At 61.9% G+C, this 16,140-nt stretch carries 12 protein-coding genes and 1 tRNA gene; 3 read left to right on the top strand and 10 right to left on the bottom strand.

What is annotated here, in order from left to right:
• The first annotated feature begins 233 nt into the window (after positions 1-233).
• Both CI601_RS01090 and CI601_RS01085 read left to right on the top strand, forming a co-directional pair.
• On the top strand, positions 234-1,526 hold the full coding sequence (locus tag CI601_RS01090) for an MFS transporter (RefSeq protein WP_024627252.1): 1,293 nt from the start codon (positions 234-236) through the stop codon (positions 1,524-1,526).
• Between the two features lie 49 nt (positions 1,527-1,575).
• Positions 1,576-3,099, top strand: a complete 1,524-nt coding sequence (locus CI601_RS01085) for a glycoside hydrolase family 32 protein (protein ID WP_121913995.1) — start codon at positions 1,576-1,578, stop codon at positions 3,097-3,099.
• A 240-nt stretch (positions 3,100-3,339) separates the two neighbouring features.
• On the opposite strand, the gene CI601_RS01080 is transcribed toward CI601_RS01085, so the two are convergent.
• The 9 genes from CI601_RS01080 to CI601_RS01040 all read right to left on the bottom strand — a co-directional run bounded on the left by CI601_RS01080 (position 3,340) and on the right by CI601_RS01040 (position 13,888).
• Positions 3,340-4,536, bottom strand: a complete 1,197-nt coding sequence (locus CI601_RS01080; RefSeq protein ID WP_024627254.1) for an MFS transporter — start codon at positions 4,534-4,536, stop codon at positions 3,340-3,342.
• Positions 4,537-4,626: 90 nt separating this feature from the next.
• The gene (locus CI601_RS01075) at positions 4,627-6,057 is read right to left on the bottom strand and encodes an amidohydrolase (protein ID WP_121913994.1); all 1,431 of its coding nucleotides are present in this window, start codon (positions 6,055-6,057) and stop codon (positions 4,627-4,629) included.
• A 166-nt stretch (positions 6,058-6,223) separates the two neighbouring features.
• Positions 6,224-7,018 (bottom strand): isoprenyl transferase, encoded by a 795-nt coding sequence (locus CI601_RS01070; RefSeq protein ID WP_024627256.1) that lies wholly within the window; start codon positions 7,016-7,018, stop codon positions 6,224-6,226.
• 3 nt (positions 7,019-7,021) lie between these two features.
• Entirely contained in the window at positions 7,022-7,744 is a 723-nt protein-coding gene (gene recO / locus CI601_RS01065; RefSeq protein WP_121913993.1) for a DNA repair protein RecO, read from the bottom strand.
• Between the two features lie 15 nt (positions 7,745-7,759).
• On the bottom strand, positions 7,760-9,412 hold the full coding sequence (locus CI601_RS01060; protein WP_121913992.1) for an alpha/beta hydrolase: 1,653 nt from the start codon (positions 9,410-9,412) through the stop codon (positions 7,760-7,762).
• Between the two features lie 101 nt (positions 9,413-9,513).
• Positions 9,514-10,743: a flavodoxin-dependent (E)-4-hydroxy-3-methylbut-2-enyl-diphosphate synthase gene (ispG, locus tag CI601_RS01055; RefSeq protein ID WP_183129700.1), complete on the bottom strand. Its 1,230-nt coding sequence runs from the start codon at positions 10,741-10,743 to the stop codon at positions 9,514-9,516.
• Complete coding sequence (gene dxr / locus CI601_RS01050; protein WP_259465270.1) at positions 10,740-12,014, bottom strand: 1-deoxy-D-xylulose-5-phosphate reductoisomerase; 1,275 nt, start codon at positions 12,012-12,014, stop codon at positions 10,740-10,742. The genes ispG and dxr overlap by 4 nt, the downstream gene beginning before the upstream one ends.
• Positions 12,011-13,714, bottom strand: coding sequence for a DivIVA domain-containing protein (locus CI601_RS01045; protein WP_183129699.1), 1,704 nt, complete (start codon positions 13,712-13,714; stop codon positions 12,011-12,013). Before CI601_RS01045 ends, dxr begins: the two co-directional genes overlap by 4 nt.
• A gap of 100 nt (positions 13,715-13,814) precedes the next feature.
• A tRNA-Val gene (locus tag CI601_RS01040) sits at positions 13,815-13,888 on the bottom strand.
• A gap of 130 nt (positions 13,889-14,018) precedes the next feature.
• Between CI601_RS01040 and CI601_RS01035 the strand changes: the two genes are divergently transcribed.
• A complete protein-coding gene (locus CI601_RS01035; RefSeq protein ID WP_121913990.1) occupies positions 14,019-15,563 on the top strand; it encodes an MDR family MFS transporter in 1,545 nt (514 codons plus the stop codon).
• Positions 15,564-15,683: 120 nt separating this feature from the next.
• Here CI601_RS01035 and CI601_RS01030 read toward each other — a convergent pair whose 3' ends face one another.
• Positions 15,684-16,100 carry a DUF3052 domain-containing protein gene (locus CI601_RS01030; RefSeq protein ID WP_024627263.1) on the bottom strand — a complete coding sequence of 139 codons (417 nt, stop codon included), beginning with the start codon at positions 16,098-16,100 and terminating at the stop codon, positions 15,684-15,686.
• Positions 16,101-16,140 lie beyond the last annotated feature (40 nt).

Genomic DNA, 16,140 nt, shown 5'->3' with positions numbered 1-16,140 from the left:
AGATGGTGAAACAAGGCCGAAGTCTGGAGGGCTTCGTGCAAACTGCCAATAGGCCGGCATCCCCCTGCTAGTTGCTAATCGTGCTCACAGGCACCCACAGTATCCGTCAATCGTTTGACGTAAATCGATTGACGACCTACTATACCTACCAGGATTCGCTCTGCACACAGGAAGTGCATCGAACCAGGAGGCACTGCGGAGAAGCGGTGCACAACAAGTGAGGGAGGGGCAGCATGGCCGCCAAATCATCAGCATGGAGGAATCCATCATATTTGGAATCCTCTACCGGAATATTCTTCTTCTTCTGTGCCTGGGGCATCTGGTGGTCCTTCTACCAGCGGTGGCTGGTGACGGGCCTGGGAATGAACAACACGCAGGTAGGCAAGATCTACTCCATCAATTCCGTGGCAACCTTGATCATCATGTTCGTCTACGGGGTCATCCAGGACGAGTTGGGCGTCAAGCGCCGTCTGGCCATCTTCATCGCCGCCATCGCCGCCCTGGTGGGACCTTTCGTCCAATTCATCTATGCTCCGCTCATGCACACCAACATGATGCTGGGCGCCATGTTGGGCGCAGTGGTCCTCTCTGCAGGCTTCATGTCTGGCTGCTCCCTGATAGAGGCCATCACCGAACGCTACTCACGCAAGTTCGGCTTCGAGTACGGACAGTCCAGGGCCTGGGGCTCCTTCGGCTACGCCATCGTAGCTTTGATCGCCGGCTTCGTTTTCAACATCAACCCCATGATCAACTTCTGGCTGGGCTCAGCCTTCGGTCTGTGCATGCTCCTGGTCTACGCCTTCTGGATCCCCGACGAGCAGCGCGAGGAGATCAGCCGTGAATCGACTCCTGAAGGAGAGAAGTCCCAGCCATCCCTGAGAGATATGCTCCACGTGCTGGGCATGCCAGCCCTCTGGCTGCTGATCGTCTTCATGATCTTCACCAACACCTTCTACACGGTCTTCGACCAGCAGATGTTCCCCACCTACTACGCCAACCTCTTCGCCACGCCTCAGCTGGGCAACCAGGTCTACGGGATCCTCAACTCCTTCCAGGTCTTCCTGGAGTCGGCCATGATGGGCGTGGTTCCCGTCATCATGCGCAAGATCGGCGTGCGCAACTCACTTTTGTTGGGAGCCACGGTCATGTTCGCCAGGATCGGCCTGTGCGGTTTCTTCCACGACCCTGTCATGGTCTCCATCGTCAAGCTCTTCCACTCCATCGAGGTCCCGCTCTTCAGCCTGCCGGCCTTCCGCTACTTCACCCTGCACTTCAACCCCAAGCTGTCCGCCACCCTCTACATGGTGGGCTTCCAGATCGCCTCCCAGGTCGGCCAGGTGGCCCTGTCCACTCCGCTGGGCATGCTCCACGACCGGGCTGGCGACCGGGTCACCTTCTACACCATCTCATTGGTGGTGCTTGCTGCCCTGATCTACGGTATCTTCGTGCTCAAGCGCGACGACCAGCAGGTTGACGGTGATCCCTTCATCAGGGATTCGCAGAAGTCCGCCGTGACCCAGGGCTGATCCCCACATCTCCATCATCAGCACCCATCCAACCCGAAAGGATTCAAGGATGAACCAGTCAGTAACCAAGGAAAACGCCGATATGAGCGCTCAGCTGGACAAGGCCCAGAAGAGCATCGATCGGCTCTTCGCCACCCGCAATGACCGCTGGTATCCCCAGTGCCACATCGCCTCCAAGGCCGGATGGATCAACGACCCCAACGGCCTGAGCTACTACAAGGGGCGCTATCATGCCTACTTCCAGCTCAACCCCTACGGGAGCGAGTGGGGAAACATGCACTGGGGTCACGTCTCCAGCGCCGACCTGGTCACCTGGCGGCGCGAGCCCCTGGCCATGGCGCCCACCCTTGAGGTCGAGAAGGACGGAGTCTTCTCCGGATCGGCCGTGGTGGGCGACGACGGCCGTCTGACCATCTACTACACCGGTCACCGCTGGCGCAATGGGGTCAACGATGATGACGGCAACCTCCAGGAGCAGTGCATGGCCGTCTCCTCCGACGGTATCCACTTCGAAAAGAAGGGTGTCGTGGTCCCCTGCCCCGACGACAAGATCCTGCACTTCCGTGACCCCAAGGTGTGGAAGATGGGCGGGCTCTGGTACATGGTCTTCGGAGTCAGCACCCCCGCCCACCGGGGCGAGATCTGGATGTATACCTCCAATGACATGGAGCACTGGACCTTCGACCGTGTGATCTATCGGCACCCCGACCCCGAGGTCTTCATGCTGGAATGCCCCGATATGTTCCCCCTGGAGGACAAGTGGGTGATCTGCTACTCGGCCATGGGCTTGAAACCCCATGGATTCGAAGCCCGCAACCACAACAACGCCGGCTATGTGATCGGCAACTGGCAGCCCGGGGGCGACTTCCATCAGGAGACGGACTTCCACCTCTGGGACGACGGCCACAACTTCTATGCCCCGCAGACCTTCCAAGCCCCTGACGGCCGCAGGCTGGTCTTCGGCTGGATGAGCCCCTTTACCGAACCCATCCCCATGCAGGATGACGGCTGGTGTGGCCAGTTCACCTTGCCCCGCGAGGTCACCCTGGCCGGTGATCATCTGCGCTGCCTGCCCATACGCGAGTTCTCCAACCTGGATCAGGACCAGCAGGACTTCGGCCCCATCGAGCTGGAGGTCAACGGCAGCCAGGATCTGGTGGACGACGCGCAGACCGCCGACATCACCATGGAAATCGACCTGGCCAAGTCCCAGGCCGAGCGCATCGGTCTGGAGATCCATAGGACACAATCCGGCGACCACACACTGGTCTGCTATGACGACCAGCTGGGCCGCGTGGTGCTGGACCGCCACTGCAACACCTACGGGGATCGGGGTTACCGCACAGCTCCCGTCGACAAATCCTCGGGCAAACTCAAACTGCGTATCATCGTGGACCGGGGCTCGATCGAGGTCGTCGTCAACGACGGGCTGGAGATCATGTCCTCCTACTCCTTCCCCGCCAATGGACCGCGCGGCATCCGCCTGATCGCCGAGTCCGGCGAGGGCAAGGCCCTGATCGACTCCCTCTCCATCGCCAGACTGGGCACCATCTGGGAAGAGCCGGATCGCTGATACCACTGTCCTAGTCGGCACAGGAAAGGCCCGCTCCCTGAATTACTCAGGGGGCGGGCCTTTTACTTGGTAAGCATCGCCTTCAAGCATCCGTGGTGAGCGCCAAAGAATCGAAGATCCCAGAAGAGGTACCACCTCTTTGACACTGACTCCCTGCCATGGACCAGCGGCCGTGACTGCGCCACAGCCGCCTAATCTTCGAGACCAGAAGCCATTGATGTGGCTGATCCGGCCCAGGCTTTACTTGCCGACCTTGACCAGCAGAGCCATCAACCCGGAGGCAATGGCCGCCGCACCCATGAAGAGGAAGGCTCCGACGAAGGAACCGCCGGCCGCCTTGACCAGGTAGCCGATGATCATGGGGGCCAGGAATCCACCCAGGGTGCCGCCGGTGTTGATGATGCCGATGGCGGAGCCGATGATATGCGGATCCATGATCTTGTGGGGCCAGGTGAAGATGCCGGTGAAGGCCACCACAGAGACGCAGGATACCAGGATCAGCAGCAGGAGGGAGAGCCAGATATTGCGCGAGAAGACGAAGCATACGACCAGGACGGCGCTGATCACCCCGGCACCCAGGATGGCCAACTTCTCCCTGCCCAGGAAGAGCTTCGAGAGTAACTGACCGGCGTAGATGGTGGCAACGGTCGTGAAGACCGCATTGACCGCTAGCAGGATGCCTGCCTGGCCGATCGAGAGTCCGAAGGTGTTCTTTATGAAGGTGGGCATCCAGGAGATATTGCCGTACAGGAGGATGTTCAGCAGAAGCATGGCCACGAAGAGGACCAGCACGTTCCGATTCTTCAGAACCTCGAGGAACCCTGCCCCCTTGGCTCCGGGCTTCTGGTCAACCTCGGGCTGGCGGGGCTTGGAGGGCACGAAGATCAGGATGCAGACAAAGGCCAGCAGGTAGAGGGTGCCCAGCACAGCGTATGCCAGGTGCCAGTTGATGGCGACCAGGTTGGCGCCCAGGACGAAGGCCAGGATGCCGCCGATGCCCGAGGTCGACAGGATCAGGGACTGGACGAAGGTGCGCCGTTCCTGGGGGAAGTTCTCCGCGATCGACTTGGAGCAGGAGGGCGGATAGCCACCGTGGCCCATGCCAGCGAAGAACCGGACGATGATGAAGAAGGCCAGACCATTGGCCAGGCCGAACAGATAACTGAACAGACCGATGATGATCATGGAGGCCATCAGCACACGCTTGGCCCCAAGTCGGTCGGCCAGCCAGCCGCTGGGAATCTGCATGAGCGAGTATCCCAGGAAGAAGGCCGACATGATGATGCCTGTCTGCCCCGAGTCAAGGTGGAATTGCTCGGAGATGGGGATGATGGCGGTCGAGATCATGTTCTTGTCCATGTACACGATCGAGTAACCGGCCATCAGGGAAAAGATCAGCGTTCCGCTCGCCGTTTTTGAGGATTGCTTGATTGCCATTGGTCTGTCATCCTTCAGTAGAAACCGGCCGCCGCCGGGCAAGGTGATCCGCAAGGATCACAGGGCCTGGCGGCAGCCGAACAGTAGAGGTCAGTGGGGCATCACATCGTCAGGAATGACGACCTTGTACTCCTGACCGGCGAAAGTCTTGTCGAAGTCCTCCTTGGCGGCCTTGACCAGATCCGGATCGGTAAAGGCATCGTAGGCGGTCAGAGCCAGGGTCTTGCCCGCAGCCAGCAGGCCCTTGTGAGCCACTGAGGACTTGCCGTTAGCCGCCCACTGCCAAGAGTGAGCAGAGGTGCCCTGGGGCTCGAACCCGCCGCTGAACTGGGCGGTGGGCGTCTGCCAGCTGACATCGCCGACGTCGGTGGATCCCGATGCCGTATCGGTGAAGACCAGTGGATACTTCTTCAGGGCCATGGTCGACTCGGCCATCTTCCTGACTTCCTCATCCGTCAGATCAGGGAAGGCCTCCTTGGTGCGGCTGAGCACCCGCTGCTTGCCCGCCTCGGGGACCGTGTCCGTGTAGCGGCGCTCGTAGTCCAGCTCCTGCTGATCCAGGGGCAGTGGGCCGACGAGGTCCAGGTTCCTGTCTATGGCCTCGGTCAGCGGATGGTTGGGAATGAAGTTGTAGCAGGCCGCGTCGAACTCCTCCTTGACCTGGGTCTCGGTCATCAAGGCCGCACCCTGGGCGATCTTCTCAACACGCTTGAACAGATCCTGCGCCTGATCCATCCTGGGAGCGCGCACGAAGTAGTAGAGACGGGCGTGGGACTGCACCACGTTGGCCGACTCGCCGCCTGCGTCGATGAAGGCGTAGTGCACGCGGGCTGCATCGATCATGTGCTCGCGCAGGAACTGCACGCCCACGTTCATCAGCTCTGCGGCATCCAGGGCACTTCGGCCCAGCTCGGGAGCCGCAGCCGCGTGCGCCGGCACGCCGGTGAAGTCGAAGTAGGCCTGCAGGACCGCCAGGCTGGAGGAGCCCCAGGCCTGGGTCACATCCGAGGGATGCCAGGACAGAGCCAGATCCAGCCCGTCGAAGACCCCGTCCCTGGCCATGAAGGCCTTGCCGTAGCCCGACTCCTCAGCTGGGCAGCCGAAAACCTTGATGGTCCCCTTGAGGCCCTTCTCCTGCATGAAGGTCTTGATGCCGACTCCGGCCGCGACGGCCGCCATGCCCAGGATGTTGTGGCCGCAACCTTGCCCGTTGCCGCCCTCGACCAAGGGCTTGTGCTCGCCCAGGTCGGCCACCTGGCTGAGGCCTCCCAAGGCATCATATTCGCCGGTGATGCCGATTACCGGACGGCCCGAACCCCAGGTCGCCACATAGGCATAGTCCATATGGCCCACGCCCTTCTCGATCTCGAAGCCCTCCTGCTCAAGCACCTTGTAGTGCTGCTGGACCGACTCCTTGACTGCAAACCTGGTCTCAGGGGTGCCCCAAATATGATCGGCCGCCTCGATGAACTCCTGTGACTTATCCTCGATGATCTGCATGATGCGTTGCTTGTCGTCCACGCCTGTCGACTCCTTCGTTTCGTTTGCTGCGCTGATTTCCACGGCGGACATGGCCTGCTCCGCTGTGATAAGTCACAGACTACCTTTTATGGGCGTTACGAGGATGTTCAGGCGCGTAAATTTGGACGACTATGGCTAACCTCACAAAATGGGAGGGCCTGCTTTCTCAGGTATTCTGCACGCCGCCAAAGCGCCTATCCCGGTGGATGTAATCGTCGATGGCCCGCCAGAGCACCTCGCGCCCACAGTCGGGGAAGAGTTCGGGCACAAAGGCCAGCTCCGCATAGGCCGCCTGCCAGGGCAGGAAGTTGGAGGTGCGCTGCTCACCCGAGGTGCGCAGGACCAGGTCGCAATCCGGAATGTCGGGGTTGTAGAGGTGCTGGGCGATCATCTTTTCGGTCACCTTGGAACCCTTGATCTGCCCGGCCGCAACTTCTCGGGCGATGTCTGTGGCCGCATCGGCCAGCTCAGCCCTGCCTCCGTAGTTGATGCAGAAGATCACATCGATCCTGGTGTTGTGGCGGGTGCGCTCCATGGCCGCTTCCAGCTCGTCGATGACCGACTTCCAGAGCCGGGGCCGACGGCCCGCCCAGCGCACGCGCACTCCCCAGTCGTCCATTTGGGCCACCCGACGGTGGATGATGTCTCGGGAGAAGCCCATCAGAAAGCGGACCTCGGCCGGCGAGCGCTTCCAATTCTCCGTGGAGAAGGTATAGAGGCTCAGATATCGGACCCCGGCCTCAATGGCCCCGGCTATGGTGTCGAAAACCACCGGCTCGGCGGCCCGGTGACCCTGGGTGCGCTCCATGCCCCTCTGCTTGGCCCAGCGGCCATTGCCGTCCATGATCACACCCAGGTGCCGCGGGACTGAGCCCTCGGGGAACTGCGGAATACGCGCGGGATCGGAGAAGGGGGCTGCGGGCACATCCAGGGAGGTGTAGTCGACGGGGTCAAAGCTCATGCTTCAAGAATCTAATAGCCGCAGAGATCTGATGGGCCGCTCCAGGTAATATTCGCCCCATTTCTCAACAAGACCATCGCAGAGAGGGGTGGAGCCCTTGCCGTCCAGCTTGGACCAGTCCCCGCTGCTCAGGGCCCGGAAGCGTGCCAGGGTGGCGGAATCCACTGCCACGGCATCAGTAGGTCTGTCCCTACTGCAGACCACCCCTCCGCCAGGTACCGAAAAATGGGTCAGCTGGTCGGTTCGCCCGCAGACGATGCAGGAATCCAGCCTGGGCCTCCAGCCAGCCAGCGCCAGGGACCGCAGCAAATAGGAGGCACCGATATCCCGGGGATCATGCCGGTGACCAGCCAGGCTGGCCAGGGCGGAGGCCAGCAGACGGTATTGCTCCGGAGCCGGCTCATGCTCGCCCACCACCAGCTTGTCGGCGGTTTCAAGCATGACGCCCCCGTTGGCATAGAGGTCATAGTCGGCGCATATGGCATCCGCATAGGCGGCTATGCAGACCGCCTGGGCGACGATGTCCAGGTTGCGGCCGCGGGAGATGAGCAGGTCGTCACGCATGAATGGCTCCAGCCGGGCCCCGAAGCGGGACTTGGTCCTTCGCACCCCCTTGGCCACGGCCCTGACCTTGCCGTGCCCCCTGGTCAGAATGGTGACGATCCGGTCGGCCTCACCCAGTTTGACCGTTCTGAGGACCAGGCCCTCGTCACGATAGATGGCCACGACGGTCCCGTCCTTTCATTGGTAGATGAACAGACCCCAGAAGGCGAAAATCAACAGGACCCCGAACATGGCCAGGGTGGTGACGATGAAGAGTGCAACGCCAAAGCGGGTGGAGGCCAGAACCGGCCTGGGATCCAAGTTGCGCATCTGCTGACGTAAAGTGGGGCCGCCGGCCTTGCTTGTGCGGACCTGGTCGGGTAGCCGGTCCAGTCCCCTGAGCGAGGCGACCTCGACCATGCGGGCGAAGGTACGCGACCAGGCCCAGATGACCAGGGCGCAGACCACCTGGATGACCGGCCAGCTCCAGTAGCTGACCCCAGCCTGGTCGGGCACGCCGCCCCAGCCCAGGCGCACCACGGCCATGATGACCTGACCAAGGCCAGCTCCGAAAAGGACCAGGGTAGCCAGGGTGGTGCCGGTGATGGTGACCAAGGTGCCGCCGAAGCCATGGCTGAAGCCCAGGATCTGATCCTTGCGTCGGCGCAGATGGAACAACTTCATCAGACCGGCCACCAGGGCCATGACCAGGGCCGCCAGCAAAAGCACCAGGGTCAGCAGGTGCAGGACCAACATATAGATGGTCAGCGAGCGCCGCCCGCACAGGTCAGTAGGCACGGCAATGGACTGGTGGATGGTGGCCCCGCCCACGCTGGGGCTGGTCTGATGCAGGCCATGGACCTGGCCCACGGCCCAGTCGACCATGTCCTGCTGGTAGTGGTCGGCCAGGGGCGTGCCGGTTCGGGCCTCATCTCCCAAACGCAACACATGGTTGGAGACCGGGTAGGACCGCACAGTGACGTTCTCGTTGCCCGAGGCATGGGCCTGGGAGAGTACGCGCTGCACACCCTCCACCTGGGCGGTCATGACGTCCTTGGCCCCGTAGGCCAAGAGGGTGGGAATGGCATAGGTGTAGCGGTCGGTGGGATCGATATCCAGATTGTTCAGGCCCAGGAGGGAGGCATCAGTGCTGAAGAGCCGGCGGACCACCGACTGGTAGCCCTGGTTGGCCCCGGCAATGGCGAAATCCTGGGCCACGAAGAAGCCCATGGCGTGCCGCGGGGAATAGACCATGGGGCTCAGCAGGATCTGGAAGGCGATCCGGTGATCCATGGTCAGCAGCATGGCGGCGATCCAAGTACTCTCACTGGTGGCATAGATGCCTACCTTGGATGCATCCACATCATCCCGGTCGCGCAGCAGATTGGCAACCCGTTCGTAAGCCTTGGCCGAGGCGGGATAGTCCCGGTCTGCATCCGTGGTGGACCAGACCGGCTTGTCCAGCACGGCGGTGACGAACCCGGCAGAAGCCAAGGTACGAGCCACGTCCCCGAAGGAGTTGTCGCAGGTGCCGTAACCGGCGCCATGCATGAAGACCACAGCGGGCCGATGCCCTGAAGCCTCCTTGGGAGTGCGAATCAGTATTCGGATGCGTTGATGCTCGCCGGTGGAGGGCCGCTCCACGTTCAGTTCCTGGTGACGGGATTCGACCTGGTACTGCCCCACGGTATCCCTGTCAACCCCGGTAGGCCAGTGGAAGGTAACCGCGGTGTCCGAAGTCAGGGTGGGAAAATTTTGATCCACCGGTTCGTATTTCCAGGGGACGGCGGTCAGGTGAGAGACAGAGGCCAGCAGACCCATGAGGATGATGAAGACGGGCAGGCTGGTCATTAGCCGCCTGACCCTGCTCCACCCACTTACAGGGAGGGAACGCTCAACCTCTTGGGACACGTCGGTCATTGTAGCCGGTGGCGGGGATGGCGCTTACGCCCTCAGCTGGCACGACCGGTGACCGGAACCACCATGGGCCCTGCCTCCGGTAGGATTTCGCCCTGGGCCGCCGCCTTGGCATCCATCTGGGCGGCGATTTCCTTGGCCCGTTCCAGCAGCGTGGGGACAATCTGATCCTCGGGCACGGTCTGCACCACCTTGCCCTTGATGATGATCTGGCCCTTGCCGTTGCCCGAAGCCACCCCCAGGTCGGCCTCCCTGGCCTCGCCGGGTCCGTTGACGATGCAGCCCATGACAGCCACCCGGATGGGGGCGGTGATGTCCTTGAGCCCCTCGGTGACCTCCTTGGCCAATTCGATCACATCCACCTGGGCCCTACCGCAGGAGGGGCAGGAGATGATGTCGAAGTGGCGCTGGCGCAACCCTAGGTACTCCAGAATCTTGCAGCCCACCTTGACTTCTTCCACAGGCGGCGCGGACAGGGAAACACGAATAGTGTCGCCGATACCCTCGGCCAGAAGTGCGCCGAAGGCCAGGCAGGACTTGATGGTCCCCTGCCAGGAGGGCCCGGCCTCGGTCACGCCCAGGTGGAGAGGCCAGTCACCCTTGGAGGCCAGAAGCCTGTAGGTCTGGACCGTGGTGACGGGATCGTGGTGCTTGACGGAGATCTTGAAGTCGTGGAAGCCCACGTCCTCGAACATGTGGGCCTCTTTCAAGGCCGAGGCGACCAGGGCCTCGGGGGTGGGGCCGCCGTAGCGAGCGTAGATGTCCTTGTCCAGGCTGCCGGCGTTGACGCCGATGCGCAGGGAGATGCCTGCATCGGTGGCGGCCTTGCAAATCTCAGGACCGACCTGATCGAACTTGCGGATGTTGCCCGGATTGACCCTGACGGCTGCGCAGCCTGCGTCGATGGCCTGGAAAACGTACTTGCTCTGGAAGTGAATATCGGCGATGACCGGAATGGGCGACTTCTTCGCAATAATAGGGAGCGCGTCCGCATCGTCCTGGCTGGGCACAGCCACCCTTACGATGTCGCAGCCGGCGGCGGCCAGCTCGGCGATCTGCTGCAGGGTGGCGTTGATGTCAGCGGTGACCGTGTTGGTCATGGACTGCACCGAAATGGGGGCGCCCCCGCCGACCGGCACAGGCCCCACCATGATCCGACGGGAGCGGCGACGAGGATGCAGCGGAGTCTGGCTGATGGCCTGCTCGCCTGTCTTGCGGAATCCCTGGGAGGATGTTGACTGTTCGGTCTTGGGAATGCTACTCACGCTGTCATGTCTATCAAAGCATCGGCCCTTTGGCGTGCCTCATGCTCGACTTGCTCCATTACCTCCACGGATGTGAATGTTCCCGGAAGATGCGTTTCCATGGCATCCATGACTGAACGGATAGTTTCGACGATGTCCAGGTAGGGCAGCCGGTGATCCAGAAAGGCCCGAACCGCCTGCTCGTTGGCGGCATTGAAGACCGCGGTCATGGGCTCGCAGCTTCCCAGAGCCCGCCTGGCCAGGTTGACCGCCGGGAAAGCCTGGTCGTCCAGGGGCTCGAAAGTCCAGGTGCTGGCCTTGGACCAGTCGCAGGCCGCAGCCACATGGTCAAGACGGGTGGGCGCCGACAGGCCCAGGGCGATGGGCAGACGCATGTCAGGGGGCGAGGCCTGGCTTATGGTGGCCCCGTCCTGGAACTGGACCATGGAGTGGACCACGGACTGGGGATGGACCACCACAGTGATCCTCTCGGGCTCAATGCGGAAGAGTCGACTGGCCTCGATGACCTCCAGACCCTTGTTGACCATGGTGGAGGAGTTGATGGTGACCACCGGCCCCATGGACCAGGTCGGATGGTTCAGGGCCTGCTCAGGGGTGACCTGGCGCATGGCATCGCGGCTCCAGCCCCGGAAGGGACCGCCTGAGGCGGTGACCACCAGACGGGCCACCTCTCCGTGCTGCCCTGAACGCAGGGACTGCCAGATGGCCGAATGCTCGGAGTCGACCGGGTTGATCTGGCCAGGCCTTATCTCGGCATCAAAGAGCAGATGGCCACCGGCCACCACGGACTCCTTGTTGGCCAGAGCCAGCTGGGATCCGGCCTGCAGGGCCGCAATGGAGGGGCGCAGACCGACTGATCCGGTGATGCCGTTGAGGACCAGATCACTGCCGGAGCCGGCCAGAGCCTGGACAGCCTCCATACCCGCTTCTACTTGGATACCAGTCAATCCCAAGGCCTTGAGAGCCTGCTGCAGGGCCGGAAGCCGGTCCTTGTCGGCCAGAGCCAGACGGGTCACGCCAAAATCTCGGGCCTGACGGGCCAACAGTTCGACATGTGCGCCGCCGGCAGCCAACCCAGTCACCTGGAACCGGTCCCTATGACGACTGATCAGATCCAAGGCCTGAGTGCCGATGGACCCTGTGGATCCCAGGATGACCAGACTGCGAGACTGATCGGCATCGGCCCTGGGCGACCAATCCGCCAAGGTACGTTCACGCTCGGCCGAGAAACCAGCCTGCCCGCCTTCATTTACCACTGCCAAATGACTCATCGACCGCCTTTATCCTGCTCTCCCTCATCACCGAAAGCTGGGAACGAAATATCGGGAATATCCAGATCCATCTTGGGCAGATCCTGGTTGAGCAGGGAGTTCAGGTAGGAATCCGGATCCTGGTTCTGCTTATTCCCCTGCGTGTTTTGCGAGTACCGAGGCTTGGCCCAGTCGGGCGTATCCGTGCTGCTTTCGGCTGTTTCGGCCCAGGGACGATCCTGGGTCTCAGGCACTGCTGGTGCCGGCTCCTCATAGCTGCCCAGAGGCCCGCCTGCGCCCAGAGGGCCGTCAACGAAGGGCGAGGAGATAACTGAGGTGGATCCCGGCGTAGACGAGTCTTCGACGTTGGCATCGGTCGAAGGAGACACCGGTGATTCCGGTCTTGTGGAAGGAACGAAGGCAGCCCCTGTCGAAGTGGACGGGGCGGAGACGGCAGGTGTCGAAGAGGTCGGCTGGAATACCGCCGGCTCGGGAGTCTGCGGCGCCGGGGAAGGCGAAGAAGAGGCCGTCGAGTTGAAGGGCATGGATTGCGCAGCCGACGCAGGTGCAGCCGATCCCGCAGCGGGGACTGCGGGAGTATGGCTGGCTGGCACTGAGGCGGGCATGACCGATTCAGGCCGAACTGAGATAACCGGATTTGCGGGAGCAACGGCCGCTCCGCCGCCAACATCGACTGAGGATGCAGACCGGGCTGAAGCTGCCGAAGGTGTATCAACACCTGTATCCACGGCCGCTCCAGCGCCTTCCTGGGCCAGTCGCTGGTTGACCGCCGAAGCCAGAGCACTTAAAGAGCTGTTGGGTTGCGCCGTCGGCACTGTCTGCGTGCTGGCGGCAGGAGCATCGAAGATGGCCCGTTCTGCCTGGTGCAGTTGAGCGAAATCATCCTGGCTGCTCTGGCCACCCGCAAGAGCAGAGTCACTGGGGATGCTCCAGGCAGGTTCCTGACTCTGTCCGATCAGCGGCTGAACCCCGGAAGCTGAGGAGTCCTGCACTGGAAGCTGCGATTGCGCGGGAGCAGCGGCAGGCGATGTTGAACTCGCGCTTGCCCTTTTGGCCCTCTCGCTGACCCTGGCGAAGGATTCCAGCTGTTCCAGAAGCTCGACGGCCTTGGCCAGGAAGAAGTCCACCTGGCGCTCGTCGTAACCCTTGGGTCCCCGCCGCTGGGTGAAAATGACATTGGAGACGCGGTCAGCCGTGATGTCGGTATTCTTCGACTTGCCCGAGTCCGTCTTCCGCCCCTCCTGCAGGTTGAGCTGGTCAGAAGTCTTATTGAGGACCTGCTCGATCAGCCGCTCCACCTGCTTGCAGTCGTATGAGGGCATGCCGGGATCCCCGCGCTTGAAGACGCTGCCTGAGGGCCTGCCGGCATGAGTGGTCAGCTCGGATTGCAGACTGACCATTCTGGTCGTCCAACCATCCACGCCCACCCGGGCTATCTCCAGGCTGGTCTGCCTGTCGGAAATCACCCTCTCCAGTCGGGAGAGGGCTGCATCCACCTGGGTGATGATGTAGCCGTTCTTGCACAGGTCAAAGGAGGCGTTGGCTATCTCTTCCTGGGTCAGATCAGGATCCTGGCTCTCATAGAGCGAGTGCGCCCGCTCCAGGAAGGCGTCCACCTGCTTGGTGTCATACCCCCACTTGCGCTTGCCCGAGCGCGCGATGGTCGCCTCGGTTCCACGGGCATCAGGCTTAGCTGACATCAGGCATCGACCTCCTGACCTTTCTTGCCAACGATCGTCGTGCATCGATTCTACGTGAGCGCTAAGACGCGACTTCGGGCACGCCCCCTCAAAAACCCTGTGGTCCCGCCCGGACTCGAACCGGGGACATCCACCGTGTAAAGGTGGCGCTCTAACCAACTGAGCCACGGGACCAGCACACTACCTTAGCAGAATACACGGTGACAAGGCCGCACGGTGCGGCTATAATCCACTAGGAATTCGCGGGCCTTGTCCGCAAAAGAAGAGAAATACACCATATACACCATCTAAGAGGGGGTTCGGGTTGTCACAGACAGTCGATACAGGCAGTGGCAGGAAGACCAACCGCACCCTGGTGACGGTGGCGGTCTTCATCGCCACTTTCATGACGGCCATCGAGGGGACCATCGTCTCCACCGCCATGCCCACCATCATCGGTGACCTGCATGGGCTGTCCATCATGAACTGGGTCTACTCCATCTATCTGCTCATGACGGCGGTCACCACGCCCATCTACGGCAAGCTTTCAGACCGCTTCGGCCGCAAGCCGCTGCTGACCATCGGTCTGCTGGTCTTCGTGATCGGGTCCACCCTGTGCGCGCTCTCCCAGTCCATGCCCCAGCTGATCGGCGCCCGTTTTCTGCAGGGCCTGGGGGCAGGTGCCATCCAGCCGCTGACCTACACGGTCCTGGCAGACATCTATCCCCTGGACAAGCGGGCGGGCATGATCGGCCTGAACGGCTCGGCCTGGGGCATCGCCTCCATCATCGCTCCCCTGCTGGGAGGCTTCATCGTCCAGCAGATAAGCTGGCACTGGGTCTTCGCCATTAACGTGCCCATCGGCCTGCTGGTCATCATCATGATCCAGATTTTCCTGAGCGAGCATATCCAGGCGCGTGAAACCCGCGTCGACTACATCGGCATCGGACTGCTCAGCGTCTGCCTGATCTGCCTGATGCTCTGCCTGCAGAGCCTGGGATCGGCGGGTGATGCGCGGATCACCCTGATCCTGGCTGCGGCCACCGTGGTCACTTTTGCCCTGCTGCTTCATGTGGAGGGGCGCCAGGAGGATCCCATCCTGCCCCTGCGGCTCTTCCGCATCAGGACCTTTGTCATCCAGAACATCTGCATGCTCCTGGTGGCCGGATTCCTGATGGGCTTCGACACCTACATGCCCATCTGGATGCAGTCTGTTTTGGGCATGAACCCCTCCCTGGGCGGCTTTGTGGTCACCCCCTCCTCCATTCTTTGGCTCCTGGGCGCCTACCTGGCCGGACCGCTGACCATGCACCATCCGCCGCACCGGGCCACCAACATCGGACTGGCCTTCATTCTGACGGCCTGCGTCTGCTACATAGCCGTTCCCCAGGCCACCGCCTACTGGGTCTTCCTGGTCATCTCGGCCGTGGTCGGCTTCGGTTTCGGCCTGACCATCACCACCTCGACCATAACCGCCCAAAGCGTGGTGCCCGCAGGCGATGTGGGCGCCTCGACCAGCTTCAACACCCTGGCCCGTTCCCTGGGACAGACCTTGATGGTCTCCATCTTCGGCATCGTCATGAACACGGTCATCGCCCGCGAGGTACCTCAGCATAAGGGACTGACCGAAGACATGATGAACAGCATGATCAACCCGGCCACGGCAGGGAGCATCCCCTCACGCCTGCTGGGACCGGCCCGCACCATCGTCTTCGACGGCCTGCATTGGATCTTCCTGGTGGGCCTGGTCATTCTGATCATGGCCCTGGTGGCCAACCTCTGCGACATCCGCTCGCGCACCCTGCTGGCCGAATATCAGAACAAGGCCACGACAACGTCTCCGGCTATTGCTGAAAAAGGCGAACAGTAAAGGCCACTGGCCACAACTGGATTCCTGAGGGAATTCCTCATGAAAGACAGCGAGGTGGTGGGCATCGGTTGATCCCGGTGTCCACCACCTCATTCATTGACGCTTGTGCAGCCAGAAGTCTTACTTGCCCTTGCCGAAAGCCCGTAGCTGGGTGGCGTTCCAATCCTTGCTGACGGTGGTGGGCATCAGGGCGTTCATGCCTGCGGTCTTGGCCGCATTGGAGACGACTCCTGGCGCCGATGCCCCCGGTCTGCCGGGTTTGGGAGTCAGCACCCAGAAAGGCGCACCCTTGTTGACCATGGCCGAGGCATCCATGATGGTATCTGCCAGATCGTCCTCGGCATCGCCGTCCCGCCACCAGATGATGACTCCATCCACGGCTGCGTCATAGTCCTCGTCCACCAGCTCTTCGCCGGTCAGATCCTCGATCCTGGTCCGGATCCCGTCGTCGACATCATCGTCCCACATCCATTCCTGGACGATATCGCCGGGATGAAAACCGAACTCTTCCGCTGTATAGGTTGTAGTCTCAGCCACGGCTTCAGCATAACAAGACTGCCGGAATTCACCAATTGGG

The organism is Bifidobacterium sp. wkB344, assembly GCF_003688305.1.
In the GTDB taxonomy this organism is placed as follows: domain Bacteria; phylum Actinomycetota; class Actinomycetes; order Actinomycetales; family Bifidobacteriaceae; genus Bombiscardovia; species Bombiscardovia mizhiensis.
The sequence above is the reverse complement of the archived record's forward strand: the minus strand, read 5'-3'. Positions and strand labels throughout refer to the sequence as shown.